The sequence below is a fragment of the Haloarcula sp. KBTZ06 genome, from assembly GCF_048595605.1.
Lineage (GTDB): Archaea > Halobacteriota > Halobacteria > Halobacteriales > Haloarculaceae > Haloarcula > Haloarcula hispanica.
In genome coordinates this window covers 1,003,779-1,026,818 of the sequence record NZ_CP184337.1, presented here as the reverse complement: position 1 = coordinate 1,026,818, position 23,040 = coordinate 1,003,779, and the positions used below count along the sequence as shown (strand labels likewise).

At 64.2% G+C, this 23,040-nt stretch carries 17 protein-coding genes; 6 read left to right on the top strand and 11 right to left on the bottom strand.

What is annotated here, in order from left to right; translation table 11 throughout:
• Positions 1 to 50 precede the first annotated feature (50 nt).
• Positions 51 to 965 carry an arginase gene (rocF, locus tag ACNO8S_RS05470; RefSeq protein WP_014040067.1) on the top strand — a complete coding sequence of 305 codons (915 nt, stop codon included), beginning with the start codon at positions 51 to 53 and terminating at the stop codon, positions 963 to 965.
• Here rocF and ACNO8S_RS05465 read toward each other — a convergent pair whose 3' ends face one another.
• The 3 genes from ACNO8S_RS05465 to gyrB all read right to left on the bottom strand — a co-directional run bounded on the left by ACNO8S_RS05465 (position 966) and on the right by gyrB (position 6,563).
• A complete protein-coding gene (locus ACNO8S_RS05465) occupies positions 966 to 2,012 on the bottom strand; it encodes an FAD-binding oxidoreductase (RefSeq protein WP_014040066.1) in 1,047 nt (348 codons plus the stop codon).
• Between the two features lie 178 nt (positions 2,013 to 2,190).
• Positions 2,191 to 4,638, bottom strand: a complete 2,448-nt coding sequence (gene gyrA, locus ACNO8S_RS05460) for a DNA gyrase subunit A (RefSeq protein WP_420182610.1) — start codon at positions 4,636 to 4,638, stop codon at positions 2,191 to 2,193.
• A complete protein-coding gene (gene gyrB / locus ACNO8S_RS05455) occupies positions 4,635 to 6,563 on the bottom strand; it encodes a DNA topoisomerase (ATP-hydrolyzing) subunit B (protein WP_014040064.1) in 1,929 nt (642 codons plus the stop codon). Before gyrB ends, gyrA begins: the two co-directional genes overlap by 4 nt.
• 138 nt (positions 6,564 to 6,701) lie before the next feature.
• Between gyrB and ACNO8S_RS05450 the strand changes: the two genes are divergently transcribed.
• Together ACNO8S_RS05450 and ACNO8S_RS05445 are read left to right on the top strand one after the other, a co-directional pair.
• On the top strand, positions 6,702 to 9,092 hold the full coding sequence (locus tag ACNO8S_RS05450) for a DNA topoisomerase VI subunit B (protein ID WP_420182609.1): 2,391 nt from the start codon (positions 6,702 to 6,704) through the stop codon (positions 9,090 to 9,092).
• Between the two features lies 1 nt (position 9,093).
• Entirely contained in the window at positions 9,094 to 10,200 is a 1,107-nt protein-coding gene (locus ACNO8S_RS05445) for a DNA topoisomerase IV subunit A (protein WP_008309777.1), read from the top strand.
• 26 nt (positions 10,201 to 10,226) lie between these two features.
• Here the strand turns inward: ACNO8S_RS05445 and ACNO8S_RS05440 are convergent, their stop codons facing one another.
• From ACNO8S_RS05440 to ACNO8S_RS05410, 7 genes are all read right to left on the bottom strand, one after another.
• Positions 10,227 to 11,510, bottom strand: a complete 1,284-nt coding sequence (locus ACNO8S_RS05440; protein ID WP_420182608.1) for a PQQ-binding-like beta-propeller repeat protein — start codon at positions 11,508 to 11,510, stop codon at positions 10,227 to 10,229.
• A 145-nt stretch (positions 11,511 to 11,655) separates the two neighbouring features.
• Positions 11,656 to 12,135, bottom strand: a complete 480-nt coding sequence (locus tag ACNO8S_RS05435; RefSeq protein ID WP_007187990.1) for a hypothetical protein — start codon at positions 12,133 to 12,135, stop codon at positions 11,656 to 11,658.
• Positions 12,136 to 12,225: 90 nt separating this feature from the next.
• The gene (locus ACNO8S_RS05430; RefSeq protein WP_420182607.1) at positions 12,226 to 12,972 is read right to left on the bottom strand and encodes an MBL fold metallo-hydrolase; all 747 of its coding nucleotides are present in this window, start codon (positions 12,970 to 12,972) and stop codon (positions 12,226 to 12,228) included.
• A 58-nt stretch (positions 12,973 to 13,030) separates the two neighbouring features.
• Positions 13,031 to 14,695, bottom strand: a complete 1,665-nt coding sequence (gene ligA, locus ACNO8S_RS05425; RefSeq protein ID WP_420182606.1) for an ATP-dependent DNA ligase LigA — start codon at positions 14,693 to 14,695, stop codon at positions 13,031 to 13,033.
• 38 nt (positions 14,696 to 14,733) lie between these two features.
• Entirely contained in the window at positions 14,734 to 17,181 is a 2,448-nt protein-coding gene (locus ACNO8S_RS05420; protein ID WP_151146546.1) for a type II secretion system F family protein, read from the bottom strand.
• 1 nt (position 17,182) lies between these two features.
• Positions 17,183 to 18,802, bottom strand: a complete 1,620-nt coding sequence (locus ACNO8S_RS05415) for a type II/IV secretion system ATPase subunit (protein WP_151146549.1) — start codon at positions 18,800 to 18,802, stop codon at positions 17,183 to 17,185.
• A gap of 133 nt (positions 18,803 to 18,935) precedes the next feature.
• Complete coding sequence (locus tag ACNO8S_RS05410) at positions 18,936 to 19,436, bottom strand: TIGR04206 family protein (protein WP_050037839.1); 501 nt, start codon at positions 19,434 to 19,436, stop codon at positions 18,936 to 18,938.
• A gap of 102 nt (positions 19,437 to 19,538) precedes the next feature.
• On the opposite strand from ACNO8S_RS05410, the gene ACNO8S_RS05405 reads away from it, so the two are divergent.
• The gene (locus ACNO8S_RS05405; protein ID WP_014040056.1) at positions 19,539 to 19,964 is read left to right on the top strand and encodes a DUF5793 family protein; all 426 of its coding nucleotides are present in this window, start codon (positions 19,539 to 19,541) and stop codon (positions 19,962 to 19,964) included.
• A 15-nt stretch (positions 19,965 to 19,979) separates the two neighbouring features.
• On the opposite strand, the gene ACNO8S_RS05400 is transcribed toward ACNO8S_RS05405, so the two are convergent.
• Positions 19,980 to 20,762: an NAD-dependent protein deacylase gene (locus tag ACNO8S_RS05400; protein WP_014040055.1), complete on the bottom strand. Its 783-nt coding sequence runs from the start codon at positions 20,760 to 20,762 to the stop codon at positions 19,980 to 19,982.
• 226 nt (positions 20,763 to 20,988) lie between these two features.
• Between ACNO8S_RS05400 and sucC the strand changes: the two genes are divergently transcribed.
• Together sucC and sucD are read left to right on the top strand one after the other, a co-directional pair.
• Positions 20,989 to 22,137: an ADP-forming succinate--CoA ligase subunit beta gene (gene sucC, locus ACNO8S_RS05395; protein ID WP_014040054.1), complete on the top strand. Its 1,149-nt coding sequence runs from the start codon at positions 20,989 to 20,991 to the stop codon at positions 22,135 to 22,137.
• Complete coding sequence (gene sucD, locus ACNO8S_RS05390) at positions 22,134 to 23,006, top strand: succinate--CoA ligase subunit alpha (protein WP_014040053.1); 873 nt, start codon at positions 22,134 to 22,136, stop codon at positions 23,004 to 23,006. Before sucC ends, sucD begins: the two co-directional genes overlap by 4 nt.
• Positions 23,007 to 23,040: the final 34 nt, after the last annotated feature.

Sequence of the window (23,040 nt, the reverse complement as noted above, 5' to 3'; positions counted from 1 at the left end):
GGAGAACAGGCAAACACTGATATTTAGTCCTGGCCCGTCGAAGCACGAGTATGGACACACAGGTTCGCGTCCTCGGCGTTCCGATGGACCTCGGCGCCGACCGGCGCGGCGTCGACATGGGGCCGTCAGCGATACGGTACGGCGGCCTCGCCGACCAGTTGGCGAGTGCCGGCATCGACTGCATCGACGGCGGTGACATCGCTGTGCCGCGACCGGAGGAATCCGACCCGGACGCGGGCGGTCTCCCGTCCGGTCGAGCCAAGTTCTTCAGAGAGACGAAGGAAGTGTGCGAGGACGTGGCAACGGCCGTCGACGCCACGCTCATGGACGGCCAGTTCCCGCTCGTGCTGGGCGGCGACCACTCTATCGGTATCGGGACCATTGCCGGCGCGGCCCGTGATGGTGAGGAACTGGGTGTCATCTGGTTTGACGCACATGGCGATTTCAACACGCCGGAGACCACGCCAAGCGGGAACATCCACGGGATGTCGCTGGCGGCTGTCCTCGGCGACGGGGCATTTGCCGACCACGACTGGGCCCACACCCCTGCGGTGCGCGAGGAGAATGTTGTTCTCGTCGGCTTACGGGATGTCGATGACGGAGAGCGCCGCCGTTTGTACGAGAGCGACGTGACCGCGTTCACGATGTCGGATATCGACACCCGCGGCGCACCGGAGGTCGTCGCGGAGGCACTAGAAATCGCGACTGACGGGACGGACGGGATACACGTCTCGCTCGACCTCGACTGGCTCGACCCGACAGAAGCCCCCGGCGTCGGCACGCCGGTTCGCGGCGGTGTCTCCTACCGTGAGGCCCACATCGCGATGGAGTACGTCGCCGAGTACCACGACCAACTGCGCTCGATGGAAATGGTCGAGGTGAACCCGATTCTCGACGAACACAACCGCACCGCCGAACTGGGCTGTGAACTCGTCGCCAGCGCCTTCGGCAAGCGCGTGCTGTAGCTATCCGAACCCCTCGTACTGCATTTCGGACTCGGGAATCCCGACGCTTCGCGCGGCCCGGACCAGCGTCGATACCATCGCACTGATACCGCACGCGTACAGTTCGACGTTCGACGGATCAATGCGGGCGTCGACGCCGGACTGGGGGCGCTGCTCCCGAACGGCGTCGAACCGCGCCGGCAGGTCCGCACCCTCCAGCGCGTCGTTTGCGACGTAGTTGACGAACACCGACTGGACGTAGTCGGTCGCGCCGTCCCAGTCGGTCAGCAGCGGTTCGCGCGTAAGCGTCGGAACGAAATGGAAGTGGTCGTACTCGGCGTCGAGTCGCCGAAAGTGTTCACGGTGGGGCAGGTCGTCCTCCCAGCCACAGCCCAGAAACAGCCAGATGTCGCGGGGCTCGCCGTCGACCACGTCCCGCCCCTGCTCGAACGTGTAGTCGATCATGCTCTTGAACGGCGCGACGCCGGTCCCGGTGGCCAGAAAGACCATATCCCGGCTCGATGGCGGGTCCAGTACCATGTCGCCGTTCGGCCCGCGAACGACGACATCCTCGCCGACGTCGACGTGTTCGAACAGCCCACTGGTCAGTTTCCCGCCGGGGACCAGTCGGATGCAGAACTCCAGTTCGTCCTCGCTGGGCGAGTTCGCAAGCGAGTACGCCCGCGGCGTGCCGTGAAGCCTGAGCGTCACGTACTGGCCGGGCGCGAAATCGAGGTCCACGTCGGGTTTAACACGCAGTCGCAGCAGGGAGGGGTAGGGGCGGTCAAAGCGCTCGGCAAGCGTCTCGATTCGCGCGAGCCGCCGTTTCGACGCCCCGGCATCGCGCAAACGGTCGAACAACGCCGACCACCGGATTGTCGAGCCGTTTCGGGCGGCCGCCAACCACGACCGGTCTCCAACAGGTGCGATTTGCTCCCGGACCGCGGACAACACCTCGTTGTTGCGGTTACGGTCCATCGGTTCGACGAGCGTCACCTGCGCGTCCTCGGTCACCAGCGGCAACTGCGCCGCCCGGTCGTGCTGTGAGAGATGCCGCGGCAAGTCCATAGACGGGGTACGACACCGACACGGGTATGTCTAGCCCACCACCTTTTTCCCGCTCGGGTGGCCGTAGGCCACCACTCGCGGCAAAAACGTGGTCTTGCTGAACGAAGTGAAGCAAGGCTCGAAAGACGAGCGACGCGAGTCTTTCGGTGGCGAAAAAGGCCGCTCGCTTCGCTCGCGATTACTTCTCGCTTTCTGCCGGCACAACCGTCACACTTGCCACACAGTCGTCGTCTTCGAGACCCATAATCGTCACGCCCTTTGTGTTCCGGCCGACCTGTGATACGTCGCCGGCGCGGATACGCATAATCTGGCCCTGTTCGGACATGATGACGAGGTGGTCCTCGTCGGTGACCGCCTTGGCGGTGGACACCCGGCCGTTGCGGTCGTCGGTTTTGATGTCGATAAGGCCCTTGCCGTAGCGGGACTGCGTGCGGTACTCGTCGAGTTTGGTTCGCTTGCCGAAGCCGTGCTCGGTCACGGTCAACAGCGACCGCGGGTCGTCGTCGTCGGTGGCGACCATGGCGGCGACCTTGTCGTCGCCCTGCAGTTTGATGCCGTTGACACCGCGGGCGGAACGACCCATCTCGCTGACTTCGCTCTCGCTGAAGCGGATGGTCATCCCCGCCTCCGTGGCGATGACGAGGTCGCCGGTGCCGTCGGTGACGTCTACGTCGATGAGTTCGTCGCCGTCTTCGAGCTTGGCGGCGATGATCCCCGTCGAGAGGATGTTCTCGAACTCCGAACAGCAGGTCCGCTTGACGTAGCCGTTCCGGGTCACCATCGTGATGCACTCGTCGTCGCCGAACTCGTCGGTCGAGACGACGGCGGTCAGTTCCTCGCCGTCGTCTAAGTCGATGAGGTTGATGGCGGACTTGCCCCGAGCGGTGCGGGACATCTCCGGGATCTCGTAGGTCTTGAGCCGGTAGACCTGCCCCTGGTTGGTGAAACAGAGCAGGTAGTCGTGGCTGTTGGCCCGGAACACCTTCGAGACGCGGTCGTTCTCCTTGGGGTCGGCCCCGATGATCCCCTTGCCGCCGCGGTTCTGGGGATCGAAGTTCTCGACCGGCATCCGCTTGATGTAGTCGTCCTCGGTGATGACGACGACGCAGTCTTCCTCGGGGATGAGGTCCTCGTGGGTGACCTGGCCCTCGTCCTCGATGATGCTCGTCCGGCGGTCGTCGCCGTACTCGTCTTTGACTTCCTGCAGTTCGTCTGCGATGACGCTGTCGAGCTTCTCGCGGCTGTTGAGGACAGATTCGAGGTAGTCGATAGTGTTCTGTACGTCCTCGTACTCCTCCTCGATTTCCGTCGCTTCCATCGAGGTGAGCGAGCCGAGTTGCATCCGCACGATGTGAGCGGCCTGCTCCTCGGAGAACTCGAAGGACTTCTGTAGCCCGGTGCGGGCTGCGTCGCGGTCCTCGCTGTTTTGGATGAGCTCGACCACGTCCTCAACGTTTTCCAGCGCCTTCAGCCGGCCTTCGAGGATGTGTGCGCGGTCCTCGGCTTCGGCGAGGTCGTACTCGGAGCGCCGGCGGACGACCTCGCGGCGGTGGTCGATGTAGTGCTGCAGGGTCTCTTTCAGCGAGAGGACTTTCGGTTGGCCGTCGACCAGCGCGAGGTTGATGACGCCGAAGGTGGATTCGAGATGGTGGTCGAGCAGGCGGTTCTCGACCACGTCGATGTTCGCCCCGCGCTTGAGTTCGACGACGATGCGGACGCCGTTGCGGTCGGACTCGTCACGGAGGTCGGCGATGCCCTCGATTTTCCCCTCGTTCACGTCGTCGGCGATGCGCTCGACGACGCGGGCCTTGTTCTCCTGGTAGGGGAGTTCGCTGATGACGATGCGACCCTCCTCGGGGTCGACCTCATACTCGGCGCGAACCCGCAAGCGGCCGCGGCCGGTCGCGTACGCCGAGTAGATGGCGTCGCGGCCGACGATGTTGCCGCCGGTCGGGAAGTCCGGCCCCTTGATGTGCTCCATCAGGTCCTCGACCGTGCAGTCGGGGTTTTCCAGCAGTTGGACCGTCGCGTCGACCAGTTCGCCGAGGTTGTGCGGCGGGATGTTTGTCGACATCCCGACGGCAATCCCGGACGACCCGTTCAACAGGAGGTTCGGGACCTTCGACGGCAGCACGTCGGGTTCCTGCAGGCGGTCGTCGTAGTTACTGGAGAAGTCGACGGTGTCTTTCTCGATATCTTCGAGCAGTTCCTCGGCGATGGGGTCCATCCGGGCCTCCGTGTACCGCATGGCGGCCGCGGGGTCGCCGTCCATCGAGCCGAAGTTCCCCTGGCCGTCTATCAGCGGATACCGCATGGAGAAGTCCTGTGCCATCCGGACGAGCGTGTCGTAAATGGCTGAGCCGCCGTGCGGGTGGTAGTCACCCATCGTGTCGCCGACAATTGAGGAGGACTTCCGGTGGGCGGTGTTTGAGGAGACACCCATCTCGTGCATCGCGTAGAGGATGCGCCGATGGACGGGTTTGAGACCGTCTCGAACGTCCGGGAGCGCCCGACCCGCGATAACCGACATCGCGTAGTCGATGTAGGACTGCTCCATCTCGTCCTCGATGCGGACGTGCTTGATCTGCTCTGCCGGGGCGTTCGCGTCGTCAGCGTCGGAGCTCATATGTCGACCCACTCCGCTTCAGGCGAGTTCTCCTTGATGAATTCCTTGCGCGGTTCGACGGCGTCGCCCATCAGAATGTTGAACATCTTGTCGGCGGCCGCGGCGTCCTCGATAGTTATCTGTTTGAGAATCCGGTTGTCGGGGTTCATCGTCGTCTCCCAGAGCTGTTCGGGGTTCATCTCACCGAGTCCCTTGAACCGCTGGACGTGGGTGGGGTTGCCGTCACACTTCTCTTCGATTATCTTGTCGCGTTCTGCATCCGTCATTGCATCGTACGTGTTTCCGCGGTAGCGAATGCGGTACAGCGGCGGCTGGGAGGCGTACACGTAGCCGGCTTCCAGCAGCGGCTTCATGTGTCGGTAGAACAGCGTCAACAGGAGCGTCCGGATGTGTGCCCCGTCGACATCCGCGTCTGTCATCAGGATGATCTTCTCGTAACGCAGGTCGTCGATGTCGAACTCGTCACCGATGCCGGTTCCCAGCGCGGTGATGAGGTTCCGGATTTCGTTGTTCTCCAGAATCCGGTCCAGCCGGTGTTTCTCGACGTTCAGAATCTTCCCTTTGATGGGGAGGATGGCCTGGAAATCCGGGTTTCGACCCTGTTTGGCGCTGCCGCCCGCGGAGTCACCCTCGGCGATGAACAGTTCGGCTTCCTCGGGGTCCCGGGTCTGGCAGTCGGCCAGCTTTCCGGGCAGTGCGGTCGAGTCGAGCGCCGACTTCCGGCGGGTGAGTTCCTCTGCCTTCTGTGCGGCCTTCCGTGCTTTCGCGGCTTCGACGGCCTTTCCGACGATGGCCTCGGCCGTGTCGGGGTTCTCCTCGAAGAAGGTAGCAAGCCCGTCGTGCATCGCCGATTCGACGATACCCCGGACCTCGCTGTTGCCGAGTTTCGTCTTGGTCTGGCCCTCGAACTGGGGGTCGGGATGTTTGACAGAAATGACGGCCGTCAGCCCTTCGCGGATGTCGTCGCCTTTGAGCGTATCGTCTAGGTCTTTCAGCAGATTATTGTCGGTCGCGTAGTCGTTGACGACCCGTGTGAGCGATGTTTTGAACCCTGTGAGGTGTGTCCCGCCCTCGCGCGTGTTGATATTGTTGGCGAAGGCGTGAATAGAGCCCTGCAGGTCGTCGGTCCCCTGCATGGCAATCTCGACCTGAACCGGCCCCTCAGCGATTTCCTCCTCGTCCTCGAAGTAGATGATGTCGCGGTGGAGCGGGTCCTTTGTCTCGTTCAGATACTCGACGAACTCGCGGATGCCACCGTCGTAGGCAAATGTCTCCGTTTCGCCGTCGCGCTCGTCGATGATAGAGATGGCGACACCGGAGTTGAGGAAGGCGAGTTCCCGCAGTCGGGACGACAGCGTCGAGAACTTGAACTCGCCGGTCTCGAAGATTTCGTCGTCAGGCCAGAACCGGACCGTGGTGCCCGTTTCCTCGTCGGGTTCGAGGTCGCGGACCTTCTTCAGGTCGTACTCCGGTTTGCCGTGGTCGAAGCGCTGCTTCCAGAGCGCGCCGTCGCGCCTGACTTCGACTTCGAGCCACTTCGAAAGGGCGTTGACCACGCTCACCCCGACCCCGTGGAGGCCACCGGAGACCTGGTAGGACTTGTTGTCGAACTTCCCACCGGCGTGGAGAATCGTCATCACGACCTCCACGGCCGGGCGGCCGTGCTCTTCGTGGGTATCGACGGGGATGCCCCGTCCATCGTCGCTGACAGAGACGGAGCCGTCGTCGTGAATCGTTACGTCGATGTTGTCACAGTAGCCGGCGAGCGCCTCGTCGATCGCGTTGTCGACCACCTCGTAGACGAGATGATGGAGGCCGCGAGCGTCCGTCGACCCGATATACATCGCGGGTCGCTTCTGGACGGCTTCCAGCCCTTCGAGGGTCTGGATCGACTTTGCGCCGTACTCATCAGACTCTCCTGACATAGGAACTTACCCGTCCTAATAGAGGGGGACGTATAAAGCTCCCGCACGCGCGCGGGACTGCGATTTTGAAGGGAGGGTTTACTTTCACTCCGGTGGCGATTACCTTTTAACCCCGACGCGGGTACGTACCGCACGACAATGACCTCGTATCAGTCGCAACTCGGCGAGGGCGAGGGGATCGCCGAGGAGTTGGCCGAATCCCAGCGGGCCATCTCCATCGCCGAGTTCTTCGAGAAGAACAAGCACATGCTGGGCTTCGACTCGGAGGCCCGAGCGCTCGTCACGGCCGTCAAGGAGGCCGTCGACAACGCGCTCGACGCCTGCGAGGAGGCCGGTATTCTCCCCGATATCTACGTCGAGATTCAGGAGTCCGGCGACTACTACAAGCTGGTCGTCGAGGACAACGGCCCCGGTATCACGAAGGAACAGGCACCGAAAATCTTCGGGAAGCTCCTCTATGGCTCCCGTTTCCACGCCAGGGAGCAGAATCGCGGACAGCAGGGGATCGGGATCTCTGCGGCCGTGCTCTACTCACAGCTTACCTCCGGCAAGCCGGCGAAAATCACGTCCCGGCCGAAGGGCCAAGACGAGGCCCAGTACTTCGAACTCATCGTCGATACGGACACCAACGAACCCGAAATCAGCGTCGACGAGACGACGACCTGGGAGCGACCCCACGGCACGCGCATCGAACTGGAGATGGAGGCCAACATGCGGGCCCGCTCGACACTGCGGGACTACATTCAGGACACGGCCGTCGTCAACCCCCACGCTCGTATCGAGTTCGACGAGCCGGGGCTGGACGAATCGCTGAAGTTCGAACGCGCCGAGCGCGCCGAACTCCCCGACGAGACCGAGGAGATACGCCCCCACCCGCACGGCGTCGAACTGGGGACGCTCCTGAAGATGCTGGAAGCCACGGACTCCTACTCCGTGTCGGGCTTCATGCAGGCGGAGTTCACCCGCGTCGGCGGGAAGACCGCCGACAGCGTCATCGCGAACTTCAACGACCGTCACTACGGCCGCGGCATGGCCTGGCAGCCGCCGAAGGTCGGCGAGGACGCCGACATCGAGAGCGCCGTCGAGGACGCCGTGGCGAACAAAGGAGCCGAGACGACGGCGACGGTCGCCGCCGCTGTCTCCGACGCCATCCACGACCGCGACCGGGTCGCGTACCACGAGGTCGAAGCCATCGTCGACGATGCAGCCGAGGACGCCGAAGCCGACGGTGACACGACGTTCGGCTCCACTGTTCGGGAGAACGCCGTCGACGCCGCCTGGGGAGCCGTCACCGCGGACCTGACCGGCGACCTCTACGCCCTCGTCGACGACGTGACGACGAAACGCAAGGACGACGCCGCCATCGAGGGGCTGGCGAGCCGACTGGCCGACAAGTTCGACGACGACGGCCGCCACCGGCTGACCCGCGATGAACTCCGGGGCTACATCGACCGCGCGGCCGACATGACCGAGGAACAGGACGACGCAACCTTCGGTGAGACGGCCCGCGAAAACGTCCTCGAAGCGCTCTGGACGGCCGCCGAGGGCGTTCCGGAAGAGCCGCCGAAGGTCTCAGATATCGCCGACGACCGCGATACGGCGAGTCAGTTGCTGTCGGCGATGCGCGAGACGGACATCATCGCGCCGCCGACGGACTGTCTCTCCCCCATCAGCGCGGAACTCGTCGAGGAAGGACTCCGGAAAGAGTTCGACGCGGACTTCTACGCCGCATCGACGCGGGACGCGTCGGTCCACGGCGGCGACCCGTTCATCGTCGAGGCCGGCATCGCCTACGGCGGTGAACTGGAAGCCGAAGGGACCGTCGACGTGATGCGATTCGCCAACCGCGTGCCGCTGGTGTACCAGCGCGGGGCCTGTGCGACCACAGATGTCGTGAAATCCATCCGGTGGCGCAACTACAACCTCGACCAGCCCGGCGGCTCGGGCATCCCGAAGGGACCGGCAGTCATCATGGTCCACGTCGCCTCGACGAACGTCCCCTTCACCAGCGAATCGAAGGACGCCATCGCCAACGTCCCCGAGATGGAAGACGAGATCGAACTCGCCATCCGGGAGGCCGCCCGCGAACTCAAAAGTTACCTGAACAAGCGCCGCTCGATGCAACAGCGCCGCGAGAAGCAGGACAAACTCGCGACCATCCTGCCTGAGATGGCCGAGAAGCTCACCGAGGTCACCGACAACGACGAGCTTCACATCGACGACTCGCTGGCCCGCATCATGAATAACGTCCTCGTCGAGCGCGAGGTCGAGGACGACACGGTCCGGGTCCGCATCGAGAACAACGACGACACGAACGCGGACGTGGAACTGACCGACATCGTCACCGCCGAACCGCAGGACACCAACGGCGCGAACGTCGTCGAGATGGACGGCGAGTGGTTCGTCAAGTGGTCCCCGACCGTCGGGGCCGGTGAAACCGCCGTCCTCGAATACAGCGTGACCGGCGAGGCCGAGTTCACCGTCTCGGTCGACGGCATCGAAGAGGAGAAACTCACGGTGAACGCCTGATATGAGCACCGATTCAGACACCACACCTGACACCGAGGAAGCGCGCGAGCAACTCATCGACCTCGCGGCGGACTTCTACGACCAGTTCGCCGACGGCGAGGTGCCGACGATGACCATCCCGACCCGGACCAAATCGAACATCGTCTTCGACGAGGACGAGCAGGTCTGGGTGTACGGCGACCGCAACTCCACCCGGTCGGCCAAGACGATCTCCGGGGCCGAGAAGATCCTGAAGGCCGTCTACACCATCGACTTCCTCTCCCAGCAACTGGAGGAGGACCGCTCATCGACTCTGCGTGAACTGTACTACCTCTCGGAGTCCTGGGACCTCGACGAGGCCCAGTTCAACACGCAAGACGAGTCGAACAACCTCATCGAAGATCTGGAAATCGTCTCCGATGTCAAGCGCGAGGACTTCCACATGCGTCCGGAGGAGTCTGGGGCAAAGGTAATGGGGCCGCTGCTCCTCCGCGAGCAGACCAACCGCGGCGACCGCGAGATCCACTGTCAGGACGACGTGGGACAGGGCGGTTACCAGATCCCGAACAACCCCGACACCATCGAGTTCCTCGACAACGACGCGAAGTTCGTCCTCTGCGTGGAGACCGGCGGCATGCGCGACCGACTCGTCGAGAACGGCTTCGACGACGAGTACGACGCGCTGGTCGTCCACCTCGGCGGCCAGCCCGCGCGGGCCACCCGGCGGCTCATCAAGCGCCTCCACGACGAACTCGACCTCCCGGTCACGGTATTCACTGACGGTGACCCGTGGTCGTACCGCATCTTCGGGTCGGTCTCCTACGGCTCCATCAAGAGTGCGCACCTCTCGGAGTACCTGGCGACCCCCGAGGCCCAGTTCATCGGCATCCGCCCGGAGGACATCGTCGAGTACGAACTGCCGACGGACCCGCTGTCGGACTCCGACGTCAACGCCCTGGAGAGTGAACTTGAGGACCCGCGTTTCCAGACTGACTTCTGGGAGGAACAGATAGAACTCCAGCTCGACATCAACAAGAAGGCCGAACAGCAGGCGCTCGCTTCTCGGGGGCTTGACTTCGTGACTGAGACGTACCTGCCCGAGCGGCTGGACGAGATGGGGCTGCTTTAGACGGCATCAGCGGGGCGTTTTCTCGGCTATTCCAGCGCGTACACGGTATCGGCAGCGGCGACATAGGCCCCATTTTCGTCGACGGACAGATCGGTCAGATTGCTCCCGACATCGAACGCCCACCGTTTCGTTCCGGCCGTCGTATCGACCGCGAACTTGAATCGATTCCGCGGGTCGCCGTCCGTCCACGAGTCCACGTACAGGGTGTCGGAAACGACCGCTGCCGGCACCACCCCTTCAACGTCTACGTTGGGCTCCCACGTCCATCTCTGTTCGCCGTCGCTACTGTCGTAGCCACGTATCTTGTCACCACCTGCATAGAGGACGTCGTTCTGAACCGGGGCCTGTTGGACAGAGCCCGACTGCTTCGCTCGCCACTGTTGCTCGCCGGTCGTCGGGTCGAGCGCGGCGACGTGTGTACCACCGACGTAGAGCGTCCCATCATGGAGCGTCGTCGATGCGACGGACCCTTCGTCATGTCTCCAGACGGTCTCGCCGGTGTCAGCGGCGACGCCGATTACCGTTCCGTGGGTCTCGTCCACGTCGGCGGCATAACAGAGCATGTCGTCGGTGGCGACCATCGTCCGAGAGTAGTAGTCGGCAACGTCAGTAGCCCACCGTTTCTCACCGGTCTCAGCGTCGTACGCGTAGAACCGGCCGTACGACGCCACGTATATCGCCCCGTTGCGCACCGCTCCCTCGTACTGGTCCCCGATTTCCCCGGACCATTGCACCGACCCGTCGGCAACAGCGAGCGCGTAGAGCGTCCGTCCCTGCTTCGACGGGGCATCGGTGTTGGTCCCGACGTACACCATCTCCTCGGTCGCGCCGAGCAACTCCAGCCACCACTCCCCGGGCGAGAACGTCCACTGCTTTGCACCGCTTTCGGCGTCGAGTGCCACGACGATGTGGTCCTCGTACAGCCCCTCTTTCCCGCTTACGACGAATACGGTGTTCCCGACGCGTCTCGGCTGCGCGCGGATGGGGTCGCTCGCATCGTACATCCACTGTTGGCTCCCGTCAGCAGTTGCAAATGATTTGACCGTTCCCGACTCAGTCCCGACGGACAGACCGCTCCCCGTACTAATTGGCGGGGCAGTGATCGGTGAACCGAGTGATTGCTGCCAGGCGACGAACGGTTCCGTTTCCCTGCTCTGCTTGTGGGCGGCCGTCCCAGCCTCTAATTCTGGTGTCGTCTCAGTTCCAATCGGTGAAGTCTCTATGTACCCGTTCGAACCGAGACAGCCAGCGGACGCCAGTCCGAGGGTCGCCACACAGCCACGAAGGTATCGCCGACGGGAGGAGGGCATTGGGATTCCATCTCCTGTCACTCGGTAAATGTTTTCTGTCGAGTGGAAAACGGGAACAGTCGTGGTGAGGCCGGTGCGCAATTAGTGTACTACCCGGAACGACTGACCGGCAAAACGAATCCGCGTTTGCTCGGTCGAGAATCCATCAGTCGTGATCGACTGACCGGTCTTGTGGCGGTAGTTTCAGCAGAGAGCGGACATGTCGCCGGAACCAGTTCCGTATGTTCGCACCGACCGGGGTGAACACCAGCGTCGCGGCGAGACAGATAGACACGAGTTGGACAGCAATCGTAACCCACGGTGTAAAGGTCGGAACGAAGACCGTAACGACCCCGACAGCCAAGACCAGATAGATACTCAGTTCCGCGACAAAATAGCCGAAACTGGCCCTGAGTGAGGGCTGAAAGCCGGCGGTCCAGAACGACACGACGACTATCGTTCCGAACAGCAGGCCGGCTCCCATCGTCGACAGCGGCAGTTCGGCCTGAATCGCATCGGCCACGGCAGAACCAAGGGACCACAGCGACGGCCCGACGAGGAGCCAGACGAGCAGTAGGTGACCGAACGAGGGCGTTCGTTCGGCTGGGGAACGTGTTTCCCCTGTTCGGTCACTGGCGCGTTCCATGTCGGTGGTGTTCTGCTGAATCCTTCAATGTTGTTTTGACTGACAGATAGACCGTCCGCTGTCTCGGGTCGCCGAAGACGGGTTCGCCAGTCAGTTCTCGTCAAGTACGACCGGAACGCCGCGTTTTGCGACATCCTCGGCGAACGCACCGGAATCTGCCTCGAGCGACTCGAACGTGTTGTAGTGCATCGGGAGCACGAGGTCCGGGTCCATCGCCTCGGCCAGATCGGCGGCCTCGTGGCGGTTCATGGTGTAGTTCTTGGCGATAGAGGGGACGAACAGCGACACGTCGAGTTCGGCGTGGCCGTCCAGCACGTCGGTGTCGCCCGGCCAGAACACGCGGGTGTCGTCGATGGCGACGAGGAAGCCACAGCCGATACCTTTTGGGTGAATCGGGCTCCCATCGTCTTTCACGTTCCGGCCGTCCTCGTGGTTGTACGCCGGCATGGTCCAGATGGGCACGTCGTCGACTAACACGTCGGCCTCCATCCCTACTTTGCGGACCTCGTAATCGAGGTCAGCGAGGCGGTCGAGGTCGCGGTCGGTCGCGTGGACGTTGATACCCTCGAATGCGACGACGGTGGCGTCCTCAGCGGCGACGCGGCGGATGCCGTCGGGGTCGTAGTGGTGGATATGTGTCACGCAGACGATGTCCCCGTCTTTCGGAGCGTAGTCTTGCGTCGGCGGATGGCCGATACCGGGCGTGTCAGGCTCCCACTCGCCGGTGAGCACGCCGTACCGGCCGGGGTCGAAGTAGACGACCGTGTCATCGCCTTCCAGCCGCAGCGTCGCGTAGCCGAGCCACTCCGCGGTGATGCCGTCGTGTCTGACTGTCATGTACGGTCGTTCTCGGAGACGGCCATTACGCGTGTCGGTCCGTCCCAGTCCGACGGCGCTACTGTGACGCCGCCAGCCGCTCAACGCGCTCCAGCGGGTCGGCGTCGTCCGGGGTCTTGTCCTCACGAACCGAGAGAAACCGGGGGAACCGGAGCGCATAGCCCGAGTCGTAGGACTGGGAGGCCTGGATCTCCTCGTAGCCGACCTCGAAGACAATCGCCGGGTCAAGGGTTACGTCGCGGCCGTCCTCTCGCCGGATGTGCGGTTCGAAGCGCTCCGTCAGGTCGTCCAGTTCCTCGTCGGTAATGCCCGTCGCCACGTTGCCGACGGTAGCGTAGCCGTCGTCGGTTCGGACAGAAAGCTCGAACGAGCCAAGCACGTTCGCCCGGCGGCCTTCGCCCCATTCCGCGCCGGTGACGACACAGTCGAGCGTCTCCACGTCAGGTTTGCGCTTGCGCCAGTGCTTGCCCCGCTTGCCGGGCGAGTAGGCTGCGGTCGGGTCTTTCAGCATGATTCCCTCCTGCCCAGCGGCGAGGGCCTCAGCCTCCAGATTTTCAATTTCCTCGGCGTCGTCGGACAGCCACATCCGCGAGACAACGTCACTCCCGGCAGGCAAGAGTGATTCGAGGCGGTCATGGCGCGTCTTCAGCGAGGCATCGAGCAGGTCCTCGCCGTCGGCGTGCAGGCAGTCGAAGGCGTGCAGGCGGACGGCCACGTCCTCGCGGGCCGCGGCAACGTCGTGTTTCCGGCGGAAGCGCCGCAGCACCTCCTGAAACGGGAGCGGGTCGCCGTCGGCGTCGACTGCGACCACCTCGCCGTCGAGAATTGCCGGTGCGTCGAGTGTCGACTCGACAGTGTCGACGACCTCGGGAAGCGGGTCCGTGACTTCCTCCATGTTCCGGGAGAACAGCCGGGCGTCCTCGCCGTCGAAGTGGACCTGCACGCGAGCGCCGTCGTACTTCCACTCGACCGCGGCGCGGTCCCAGTCTTCGAGCGCGCCAGCGACCGTGCCCGCCTGTGCCAGCATCGCCTGAACGGGGCGACCGATTTCGAGGGTGACGGTCGCCAGTCCGGACTCCCCCTCGTCGCGGGCCACTTCGGCAACCATACCGTAGTCGTTCGACACCTGCACGGCCCGTTCGACGGCCTCGACCGGCACGTCGAAAGCGGCCGCGGCGGCGTCCCGGACCGTCCCCTCGCCGACGCCGATACGCATCTCTGAGAGGACGAGGCGGGCGAGGTAGCCGGCTTCCGTCGACGAACACCGCGAGAACAGGCCAAAGAGGATGTCAACCTTCGTCCCCTGGCTCCCGCTGCCGTCGACGGCGGCCAGGTCCCGGAGGCTCTCGTCGAGTTCTGTGACGGTCAGTGCGTCGCTCCCGCTCTCGCCTGCTCCGAATGCGGCGAGTCCCTGCTGGCCGCCGAGGTCATAGCTGGCCGCAACAGCCCCTATTTCGCCCATGTCAGCGAGGCGCTGCTCTACGTCGTCAGCGCCGACGTTCTGGCCGGCCGCCCGGGCAATCGCCTCGTAGCAGAGCCGCGGGCCGACGTCGAGCGTGCGGGACTCGTAGGCCGGAAACACCCGGCCCTGAACGAAGCGAGCGAGCGTCGGGAGGTCCGACCCTGCGTCAGTGAACAGGTCGGTTACCGCCTCGGTTATCGCGGTATCGGCGCTCTCGGCTTCGATTGCTTCGGCCCGGTCGGCGAAGGCGGCGAACTCCATCAGCGCACCCTACCCGATTCGGCACCGTAAATCCAGCGTCACTCGACCGTATACTCGACCGTGACGTTCTCCCCAGCCGTCGAGGACGCGTATGGCCGGTCCGGTGCCCCCGAATTGTCGCCGAATGGGTAGTCGAGTTGCTGGTTCCCGTTGGTGTCCTGATGGGCGACGAGCACGAGCGACTGGCCGGTCGACGGCGGTCTGTCGAGGGTGATCTGCACGTCACTGTGGCTTCCGGCAGGGAGGTACTCGGAGGTCCCGAGCACTCTGCCGTCCTCCTCGAACTGGCGGACGACGATGAATCCACCCTCCGACAGCGACGCCGATTCGACCGTTATCTGGTCGCCGGAAACGGCGGGGCTGGTGACCGTCATCGAGGCGACGGGCGAGGACAGCAGGATGAACGCGACGTACGCGACACCCAGCAGAATTGCGGCGTGTTTCGCGCCGTCCTTGAGCGTGCCCTCGCCGAGTTGGCCGCCGATGAAGCCGGTGAGGACGGCCTGAATCAGCGCGGTGTGGAAGAACACGAGCGTGTACGCGGCCTTGTCGACGCGGCCGAAGCGGGCGAACTGGTCGACGTTGACGCCCAGTCGGTTCGACTCCCCGGCCGGCGTCGGCACGCTGGACGGCAAGCTCGGGACGAGCACCTCCTGCACGGCGACGATGATGACCAGAAACACCAGGAAGGCGACGTAGATGACGACGAGGTAGGTGAGCATCTGCTGGCGTCGCCGCCGTTTCAGTCGGAGGTCCGCCCGTGACTGGGTGGCCGCGATGCGGAACACCGGGCCGAGCTGGCCCGAGGCGTGCATCGCGTGGGTCAACAGCGTCACGATCCGCGTGACGGCCGTGGTCTGGACCCGGCGGCCGAACCGGACGAGCGCGTCGTCGACGTTCGCGCCCATCCTGATGTCGGCCCAGATGCGGTGCATCTCCTGGGTGAGCACGCCGATGTCACTGCCGCGGACCCGGCGGAGACTCTCCACGACGGTCATCCCGGCCTCGTTCAGGCTCGCCAGCCGTTCGAGCAGGTCCGGCGTCGCGTCCTCGATTCGGGATAGCCGCTGCGTGTAGATGAACCGCACCAGCGCGAACGGCCCCAGAATCAGCAGGACTGACTGGATGACGAGGTCGTCGAGGAGACGGATGTTGACCGTCGATGCCTGGAACGCAGGTGGGGCACGGACGAGCAACAGCACTACCGCGACGGGCACGGTGAGATAGAGGACGTACACCGGGTTCCAGACCAGCGACTGAATCGGGGAGCTGAGCAGTTCCCGAAGCGATTCCACGCGGTCGTGGAACCTGAGCCGGTCCCAGTTCGCCTCGTCGGCCGGGACGACGCCGCCATCAGGCAGGCCGAGAGGGCCAGACCCCAGACTGGGTTTCCCCAGCGTCGCCGTTTCGTACCGGTCCAGAATGTCTGTCGTCCCGCCGTTCCCGATACCAAGCGACTGGAGCTTGCTATCGAGATATACCATGAACCCGACGTTAGCCAGCGGGATGACGAGATATGCCATCATCTGTAACAGCCAGAGCGTGTCCGTCGTCGTCAGGCCGAACACGAGGAGAATCGTCATCAAGAAGAGCACGGCGGCGACGAACACGGTGACGTACGCCTCGGCGACCGTGGCCAGCCGTTCCAGCAGGTCCTCCTGACGCTCGGCGGCTTCCTCCTGATGGCGCTCGTACTGCTCGCGGAGGAACGGGGCCAGCGACTGGCCGCTCTGGAGGACGCTGGAGAGGTTCTCAATAAACGTCTTGAATTGTTCGCTGGGGGTCCGCCGGGAGACGTGTTCGAGCGCCGTAATCATGTCCCGGCCGAACAGGTCCATCTCCCTGACAGCGACGCCGACCTCTCTGGCTGTGTCACCGTAGATTTCTTGATTCCGGGCCAGTACACGCATCACGTCCGAGAAGGACATCCCACCGCGGGAGAGCGCGTACATGAAGGCGATGGTGCGGGCCATCCCCTCGTCGATGTTCCGGCTCCGCACGTCCGCCTGATTCTTGAGCCGCTCCCAGCGGTAGAGGTACGTGAGTCCTGCCGTCGCCGCGCCCGAGAGCACGCCGCCGCCGATGAGGATGTAGAGAGTCCCTGTCGGCGTCAGCACGAGTTCGAACGTTCGCAGGCCGAAGGCGTTCACCATCGTCGAGGGGAGCCCCTGTGCAAGGTTCACTAGCGCCGGTAGCACAAGCAGAAAGCCGCCGATGGCGTACGCGCCGGTGATAGCGCCGGCGACAGCCCCCACACAGGCGTACACCAGCGTTCTGGCGGCGTACCCGCGATAGGTCTCGTCGATGTAGGCGGCTTCGAGCTGTCGTTCGCGTTTGGGCGATTCGCCCACGTACCGGCCGAAGAGCCGTCGGGACAGCCGCGTGACGTTGCGGTCGAAGCGCTCGTTGACAGTGCTGTAGCCGATAAGCCCGAGAATCCCGACGACGACGGCGAGCGGAGCCAGACCGAGCGGGTTCAGCGCCATGTCAGGCTATCGCATCGTCGATGTTCGCCATGACCTGTTCCTTGTCCGCGTAGTACTTGTTGACCATCGCCGTGAACTTCCGGTAGTCGGTGATGCCCTCGGACTGGAGGTAGCGGAGGAACCGCTGGCGGTTACGGAGTTCGGTCAGCAGTTCTGACTGACTCCAGCCGCGCTCCTCGCGGATTTCGTCCAGTAGCTCGCTGTTGTTCTCGGAGAAACGGTCCTCGGTGGCCCGCCAGTTGTATGTCGTCGAGTAGTCCAGTTCGCCGGTTCGCTGGTCGATGCCCTCGATTTCGGCGAGCGTTTTGGCACGGCGGACGCGCTCGTCACCCGAGCGGGCCAGCACCTGCACACAGAGGATATCGAGGCTCTGAACCATCGGCCGCGGGACGTTGATTGGCTCGTTCTCCAGCCGGTTAATGACGGTCTGGACCGAGTCCGCGTGCATCGTCGAGAACGTCGTGTGCCCGGTGTTCATCGCCTGGAACAGCGTGATAGCTTCCTCACCACGAACCTCGCCGACGATGATGTACTCGGGGCGGTGCCGGAGCGCGGACCGCAGCAGGTCGTACATCGTGATGTCCGAATCGTCCAGTCGCTCGCGGGTGACTGAGGAGAGCCAGTTGTCGTGATACAGGGATAGCTCGCGGGTGTCCTCAATTGAGAGTACCTTCGACCGGGGCGGGAGGAACATCGCCAGCGCGTTCATCGACGTGGTCTTGCCGGCCGCCGTCCCGCCCGCGAAGATGAGCGACTTGTTGGACTCGATGGCCAGCCAGAGGTACGCGAGCATCTCGACGGAGAACGTGCCATAGTCCAGCAGTTCAATCGGCGTGAACGGTTCGTCGGCGTATTTCCGGATGGTGAATGCCGAACCGCGGGGAGTCACCTCCTCGCCGAGCGCCAGTTCGATACGGGAGCCGTCCGGGAGCGTCGTCGAGACGACGGGGTCAGAGACGGAGACGTGCCGACCGGAGCGCTGGGCCAGCTGGATGACGAAGTCGTTCAGTTCGTCGGCGTCGTAGGTGATGTTCGTCTCGATGTCCGTGTAGCCGTCGTGGTAGACGAAGATGGGGAGGTTCGCCCCGTCACAGGAGATGTCCTCGATGTCCGGGTCGTGCATCAGAGGGTCGATGTGACCGTAGCCCTGGAAGGAGCGATGCAGGTAGTAAAACAGGCGGTAGAACGTCTCGGGTTCGATGACGACGCCGTACTCCTCAAGCCTGGCTTCGAGTTCTTCGGCGAGGACGCGCTCCGGGTCGGCGTCGACATCGTCGCGGTAGATAAGCGGGATGCGGATGTCCTCGAACAGACGGTCGAGCAGTTCTCGCTCGATGTCGGTCAGCGACGGCTCGACGACCTGATACAGGTGCTCGTCGCGGTCCGGGTCGTGGTTGATAGAGGCGAAGGCGAAGGGGGCGTTCAGCCAGTAGCGTTCGACCTCGTTATAGCCGTTCAGACCGTCGAATTCGACCAGCGTCCCGTGGCGGCTGGGGTCGTAGTTTGCCGTCGGAACCGCTGACCCGCTCAACACCGTCGCGGTCCGCGAGAGCCACGACTGGATGTGGCCGAGCGGGTCCGAAACGAAGGCACCGGGTTCGGGAGATTCTGGGTTCGACATCGGTGGTTCAGTGGGGAGCACACGGTGCTCCGCGGAATATACCTCTGCTATCGTATCCACCTACTTAAATTCGCTCGCCAAATTATCAGGAGTATAATCGCCAGCGGTCGGACGAACGGGACCGGACTGGCTGTCACGCGCGGTCGACAGTCAGCAGCAAATAGGCGAACACGAGGGCGACGAGCGCCCCGATGGGGACGGTGATACCGGGGAACGACGTGATGAACAGCCCGCTGGCCGCGAGCGTGAGGACGCCAACAAGCCCAAGCAGCCCGCCGAACAGTCGCACTGGGTCCATAGGGAGAACCGCTTCAACGCGGTCCTCAGCGGCGTAGTAATAGAGGCTGAGGCCGAGCGGGAACAGGAAGCCGACCAGGGCCGCGACCCCGAGTGTCCCGGCGAGCGCAAGCGGCTCCGACTCCTGGAACGCGGCGACCTGCCACGCCCAGAGAAACGGCCGCTCTCCGGGGAGCGTCGCTCCGAAGATGAACTGGAACCGGAACGGAAGAAAGCGAAGCCCGACGACAGTTACCCCCTCAATCTCGAACAGCGACACCGACCACGGGGCCAGTCCCACGAGCCACGTCGCAAGCACCGCGAACTCGCCGGCGTACTCTGATTTCACCCAGGCCATGCTACTGTCAGAGGGTGGGCCGGTCCGGTAAAAGCTACCGATACCGACAGTCGGTGCGCCGTTACGTTCATTTGGCCGGGCCACGTACCTGTAAACACCGGAATGAGGCGTGATTACTTCACCGTCGACATCCAGGCTTCGGCCACCGACAACGACGACCCGACGATCGCGATTGTATACGATGGGCCGACAGGAGAGCTCCGCGAGCGCCTCAGTAAAGTAGACGGCGGCACACTCGATGGCGAGGAGATCGACGTGACCTTCCGCCGCCAGCCCGAAAGCGACGGGGTGCTTTCGCTGACGAACCGCCTCACCGGTGAGTACATTTTCGAGGCGACAGCACCGACGGCGGACATCGACGCGCTCGTTTCCGCGGCGGACGCTCAAGAAGACCCACAGTTTACAGTCCATCTCACCGACGGCGAAGACGAGTCACGGACCTACGAACTGCGGACGCTGCTCGTCTACGACCCCGACGGGAGCCTCCTGCGCGGGCAGAGCCTGATTCCCGGCGGCGTCGAGCTGTAGACCGCCTCCGCGCTGTTACACCCGCTCGACAAGCGTCGGAAGGACCTGCGTGACATCCGCACGAAGTACGTGCGCCGCACTCGCGTCACGCGGCGTTTCCTCGTAGTTTATCACGATCAGCGTGCTCCCCGCTTCCGCCGCGATTTTCGGAAGCAGTGACGCGGGCTGTACCGACAGGGACGACCCTACAGCCAGGAACACGTCGCTGTCCCGGGCGAGGCGCTGGCCTTCGTGCATCGCCACGTCGGGCATGGGTTCGCCGAACAGCACGACGTCCGGGCGGTAGACGCCGCCGCAGTCACAGCGCGGCGGTAAGTCGCTGCTTTCGGCGGCCTGTTCGAATACCGCCTCGGCCTCCCGACGGTGGCCGCAGTCGTCACAGACCACGCGCCGATGGGTTCCGTGCAGTTCGACGACCCGGTCCGTCCCGGCGGCGTCGTGCAGCCCGTCGATGTTCTGCGTGAGCACGGCGTCGAGGTGGCCGTCCGCTTCAAGCGCCGCCAGCGCCTCGTGGGCGGCGTTGGGCTCGGGGTCTATGTCGCCGTAGATGACCTCCCGCAGCGATATTCGGTCCGCCCAGAAGCCCGCCGGGTCGGCGTCGAGGCGACGGCGGTGGAAGTCCGCCGGGTCGTGGCGCTCCCAGATACCGTCGTCGCCGCGAAAGGAGGGGATGCCCGACGCTGTCGAGACGCCCGCGCCGGTGAGGGCGACGCCAGTTTCGGCGGTGCGAAGCGCCTCGGCCACAGCATCCAGCGTCTCGTCGTCGACGTCGTCGGTCCCGTGCCTGTCGTCGGCCATACGCTCGCTTCGCAGTGTGGCGCTGTGGGTCTATCGGATTGGATTCGATGTTGGGACGGCCGGAACGCTCCTTGGCATCCCGAGTCGCTTCAGAACCAGCCGTATCGCGCTACAGCGCGCTCCCGAACCACTATCCTCACCCACAGTAAACTGGGACGGATTCCGCGTGGTCGCCGGAAGAGAAACGGACGGATTTAAATCGCCACCGCTCGGCTTTCTGCATGACATGCGCTTGCACGAATACCAGGCGAAGCAAGTCTTCGCTGACGCGGGCATCCCGACGCCCGCCTCGCAGCTGGCCGAGACAGTGGACGAGGCCGTCGACGCGGCCGAGGAAATCGGATATCCGGTCGCCATCAAAGCACAGGTACACGTCGGCGGCCGCGGCAAGGCCGGCGGCATCAAGCTCGTCGAGTCCAAGGAGGAGGCTCGCGAAGCTGCCGAGGACATCATCGGGATGGACCTCAAGGGCTACCACGTCTCGAAGGTGCTCGTCGAGGAAGCCGTCGACTTCGTCAACGAGCTGTACGTCGGCGTGACGATGGACCGCGGCGAGGGCCGCCCCGTCGCAATGGTGTCCACTAAAGGTGGCGTCAACATCGAGGAGGTCGCCGAGGAGGACCCCGACGCCATCGCCCGGGAGCACATCGACCCCGCCTTCGGCATGCACCCGTTCCAGGCCCGGAAGGTCGTCTACGAGGCCGGTGTCGACCGCGAGGTCGCAAACGACGTGGCGAGCGTCCTCACGACGCTGTACCAGCTCTGGGACGACCGCGACGGCGCCGACACGGAGATCAACCCGCTGATGATCACGGCCGACGACGAGGTCATCGCGGCCGACGCTGTCATGAACATCGACGGCGACGCGCTGTTCCGCCAGCCCGAAATCGCGGAGATGGGCGAGGAAGCGGCGGAGGGCGACGAACTCGAACAGAAGGCCGACGAGTACGGCTTCGACTACGTCCGACTGGACGGCAACGTCGGCATCATCGGCAACGGCGCGGGCCTCGTGATGACGACACTGGACCTCGTGGACTACTACGGCGGCGAACCCGCCAACTTCCTCGACGTGGGCGGCGGCGCGAAGGCCGACCGGATCGCCAACGCGCTCGACATGGTGTTCTCCGACGAGAACGTCGACTCGGTCGTGTTCAACATCTTCGGCGGCATCACCCGCGGCGACGAAGTCGCCAACGGCATCAACCAGGCGCTGGAGCAGTTCGACGAGATTCCGAAGCCGGTCACCGTCCGGCTCGCGGGGACCAACGCCGAGGAGGGGATGGAGATTCTGAACGAGGACCTGGTCACGGTCGAGCACACGCTGGAGGACGCCGTCCAGCGTGCGGTCGAGTACGCAAAGGAGGTGGAAGCATGAGTGTTCTAGTCGACGAAGACACACGCGTCGTTGTACAGGGAATCACCGGCGGAGAAGGGAAGTTCCACACCGAACAGATGCTTGAGTACGGGACGAACGTCGTCGCCGGCGCAGTGCCCGGCCGCGGCGGCCAAGAAGTCGCCGGCGTCCCGGTGTTCGACACCGTGCAGGGCGCGGCCCGCGAGGAAGACGCCAACGCCGCCGTCGTGTTCGTGCCGCCGGCCTTCGCCGGTGACGCCTGCTTCGAGGCACTCGATGCAGACGGCATCGACCTCGTCGTCGCCATCACCGAGGGTATCCCGACCCAGGACATGGCCCGGGTCTACCGCAAACTGCAGGAGACCGACACGCATCTCGTCGGTCCGAACTGCCCCGGCGTCATCACGCCCGGCGTCGCCAAGCTCGGCATCCTCCCGGGGAACATCTTCTCAGAGGGGAACGTCGGTCTCGTCTCCCGCTCGGGGACGCTGACCTACCAGGTCGTCGACAACCTCACCAACCGCGGCATCGGCCAGTCGACGGCCATCGGTATCGGCGGCGACCCCATTATCGGGACGGACTTCATCGGCGCGCTCGAACAGTTCGAGGCCGACCCCGACACCCACGCCGTCGTGATGTGCGGCGAAATCGGCGGTGAAGACGAGGAGGAGGCCGCGCGCTTCATTGGCGAGCACATGGACACGCCGGTCGCCGGCTTCATCGCCGGTCGGACCGCACCGCCCGGAAAGCGCATGGGCCACGCCGGCGCTATCGTCTCCGGCTCCGGTACCGGGACCGCGCAGTCGAAGATTACCGCGCTCGAGGACAACGGCGTCCCTGTCGGTGACACGCCGGAGGAAGTCGCCGACCACGTCGAAGACCTGCTGTAGGGCACCGTCGGTTTCTTGTCGTCCGTTTTCGTAG

Excerpts from the sequence above, each read along its gene's own strand:
- rocF (WP_014040067.1), top strand. The coding sequence starts at position 51 with ATGGACACACAGGTTCGCGTCCTCGGCGTTCCGATGGACCTCGGCGCC.
- ACNO8S_RS05465 (WP_014040066.1), bottom strand. The coding sequence starts at position 2,012 with ATGGACTTGCCGCGGCATCTCTCACAGCACGACCGGGCGGCGCAGTTG.
- gyrA (WP_420182610.1), bottom strand. The coding sequence starts at position 4,638 with ATGAGCTCCGACGCTGACGACGCGAACGCCCCGGCAGAGCAGATCAAG.
- gyrB (WP_014040064.1), bottom strand. The coding sequence starts at position 6,563 with ATGTCAGGAGAGTCTGATGAGTACGGCGCAAAGTCGATCCAGACCCTC.
- ACNO8S_RS05450 (WP_420182609.1), top strand. The coding sequence starts at position 6,702 with ATGACCTCGTATCAGTCGCAACTCGGCGAGGGCGAGGGGATCGCCGAG.
- ACNO8S_RS05445 (WP_008309777.1), top strand. The coding sequence starts at position 9,094 with ATGAGCACCGATTCAGACACCACACCTGACACCGAGGAAGCGCGCGAG.
- ACNO8S_RS05440 (WP_420182608.1), bottom strand. The coding sequence starts at position 11,510 with ATGCCCTCCTCCCGTCGGCGATACCTTCGTGGCTGTGTGGCGACCCTC.
- ACNO8S_RS05435 (WP_007187990.1), bottom strand. The coding sequence starts at position 12,135 with ATGGAACGCGCCAGTGACCGAACAGGGGAAACACGTTCCCCAGCCGAA.
- ACNO8S_RS05430 (WP_420182607.1), bottom strand. The coding sequence starts at position 12,972 with ATGACAGTCAGACACGACGGCATCACCGCGGAGTGGCTCGGCTACGCG.
- ligA (WP_420182606.1), bottom strand. The coding sequence starts at position 14,695 with ATGGAGTTCGCCGCCTTCGCCGACCGGGCCGAAGCAATCGAAGCCGAG.
- ACNO8S_RS05420 (WP_151146546.1), bottom strand. The coding sequence starts at position 17,181 with ATGGCGCTGAACCCGCTCGGTCTGGCTCCGCTCGCCGTCGTCGTCGGG.
- ACNO8S_RS05415 (WP_151146549.1), bottom strand. The coding sequence starts at position 18,802 with ATGTCGAACCCAGAATCTCCCGAACCCGGTGCCTTCGTTTCGGACCCG.
- ACNO8S_RS05410 (WP_050037839.1), bottom strand. The coding sequence starts at position 19,436 with ATGGCCTGGGTGAAATCAGAGTACGCCGGCGAGTTCGCGGTGCTTGCG.
- ACNO8S_RS05405 (WP_014040056.1), top strand. The coding sequence starts at position 19,539 with ATGAGGCGTGATTACTTCACCGTCGACATCCAGGCTTCGGCCACCGAC.
- ACNO8S_RS05400 (WP_014040055.1), bottom strand. The coding sequence starts at position 20,762 with ATGGCCGACGACAGGCACGGGACCGACGACGTCGACGACGAGACGCTG.
- sucC (WP_014040054.1), top strand. The coding sequence starts at position 20,989 with ATGCGCTTGCACGAATACCAGGCGAAGCAAGTCTTCGCTGACGCGGGC.
- sucD (WP_014040053.1), top strand. The coding sequence starts at position 22,134 with ATGAGTGTTCTAGTCGACGAAGACACACGCGTCGTTGTACAGGGAATC.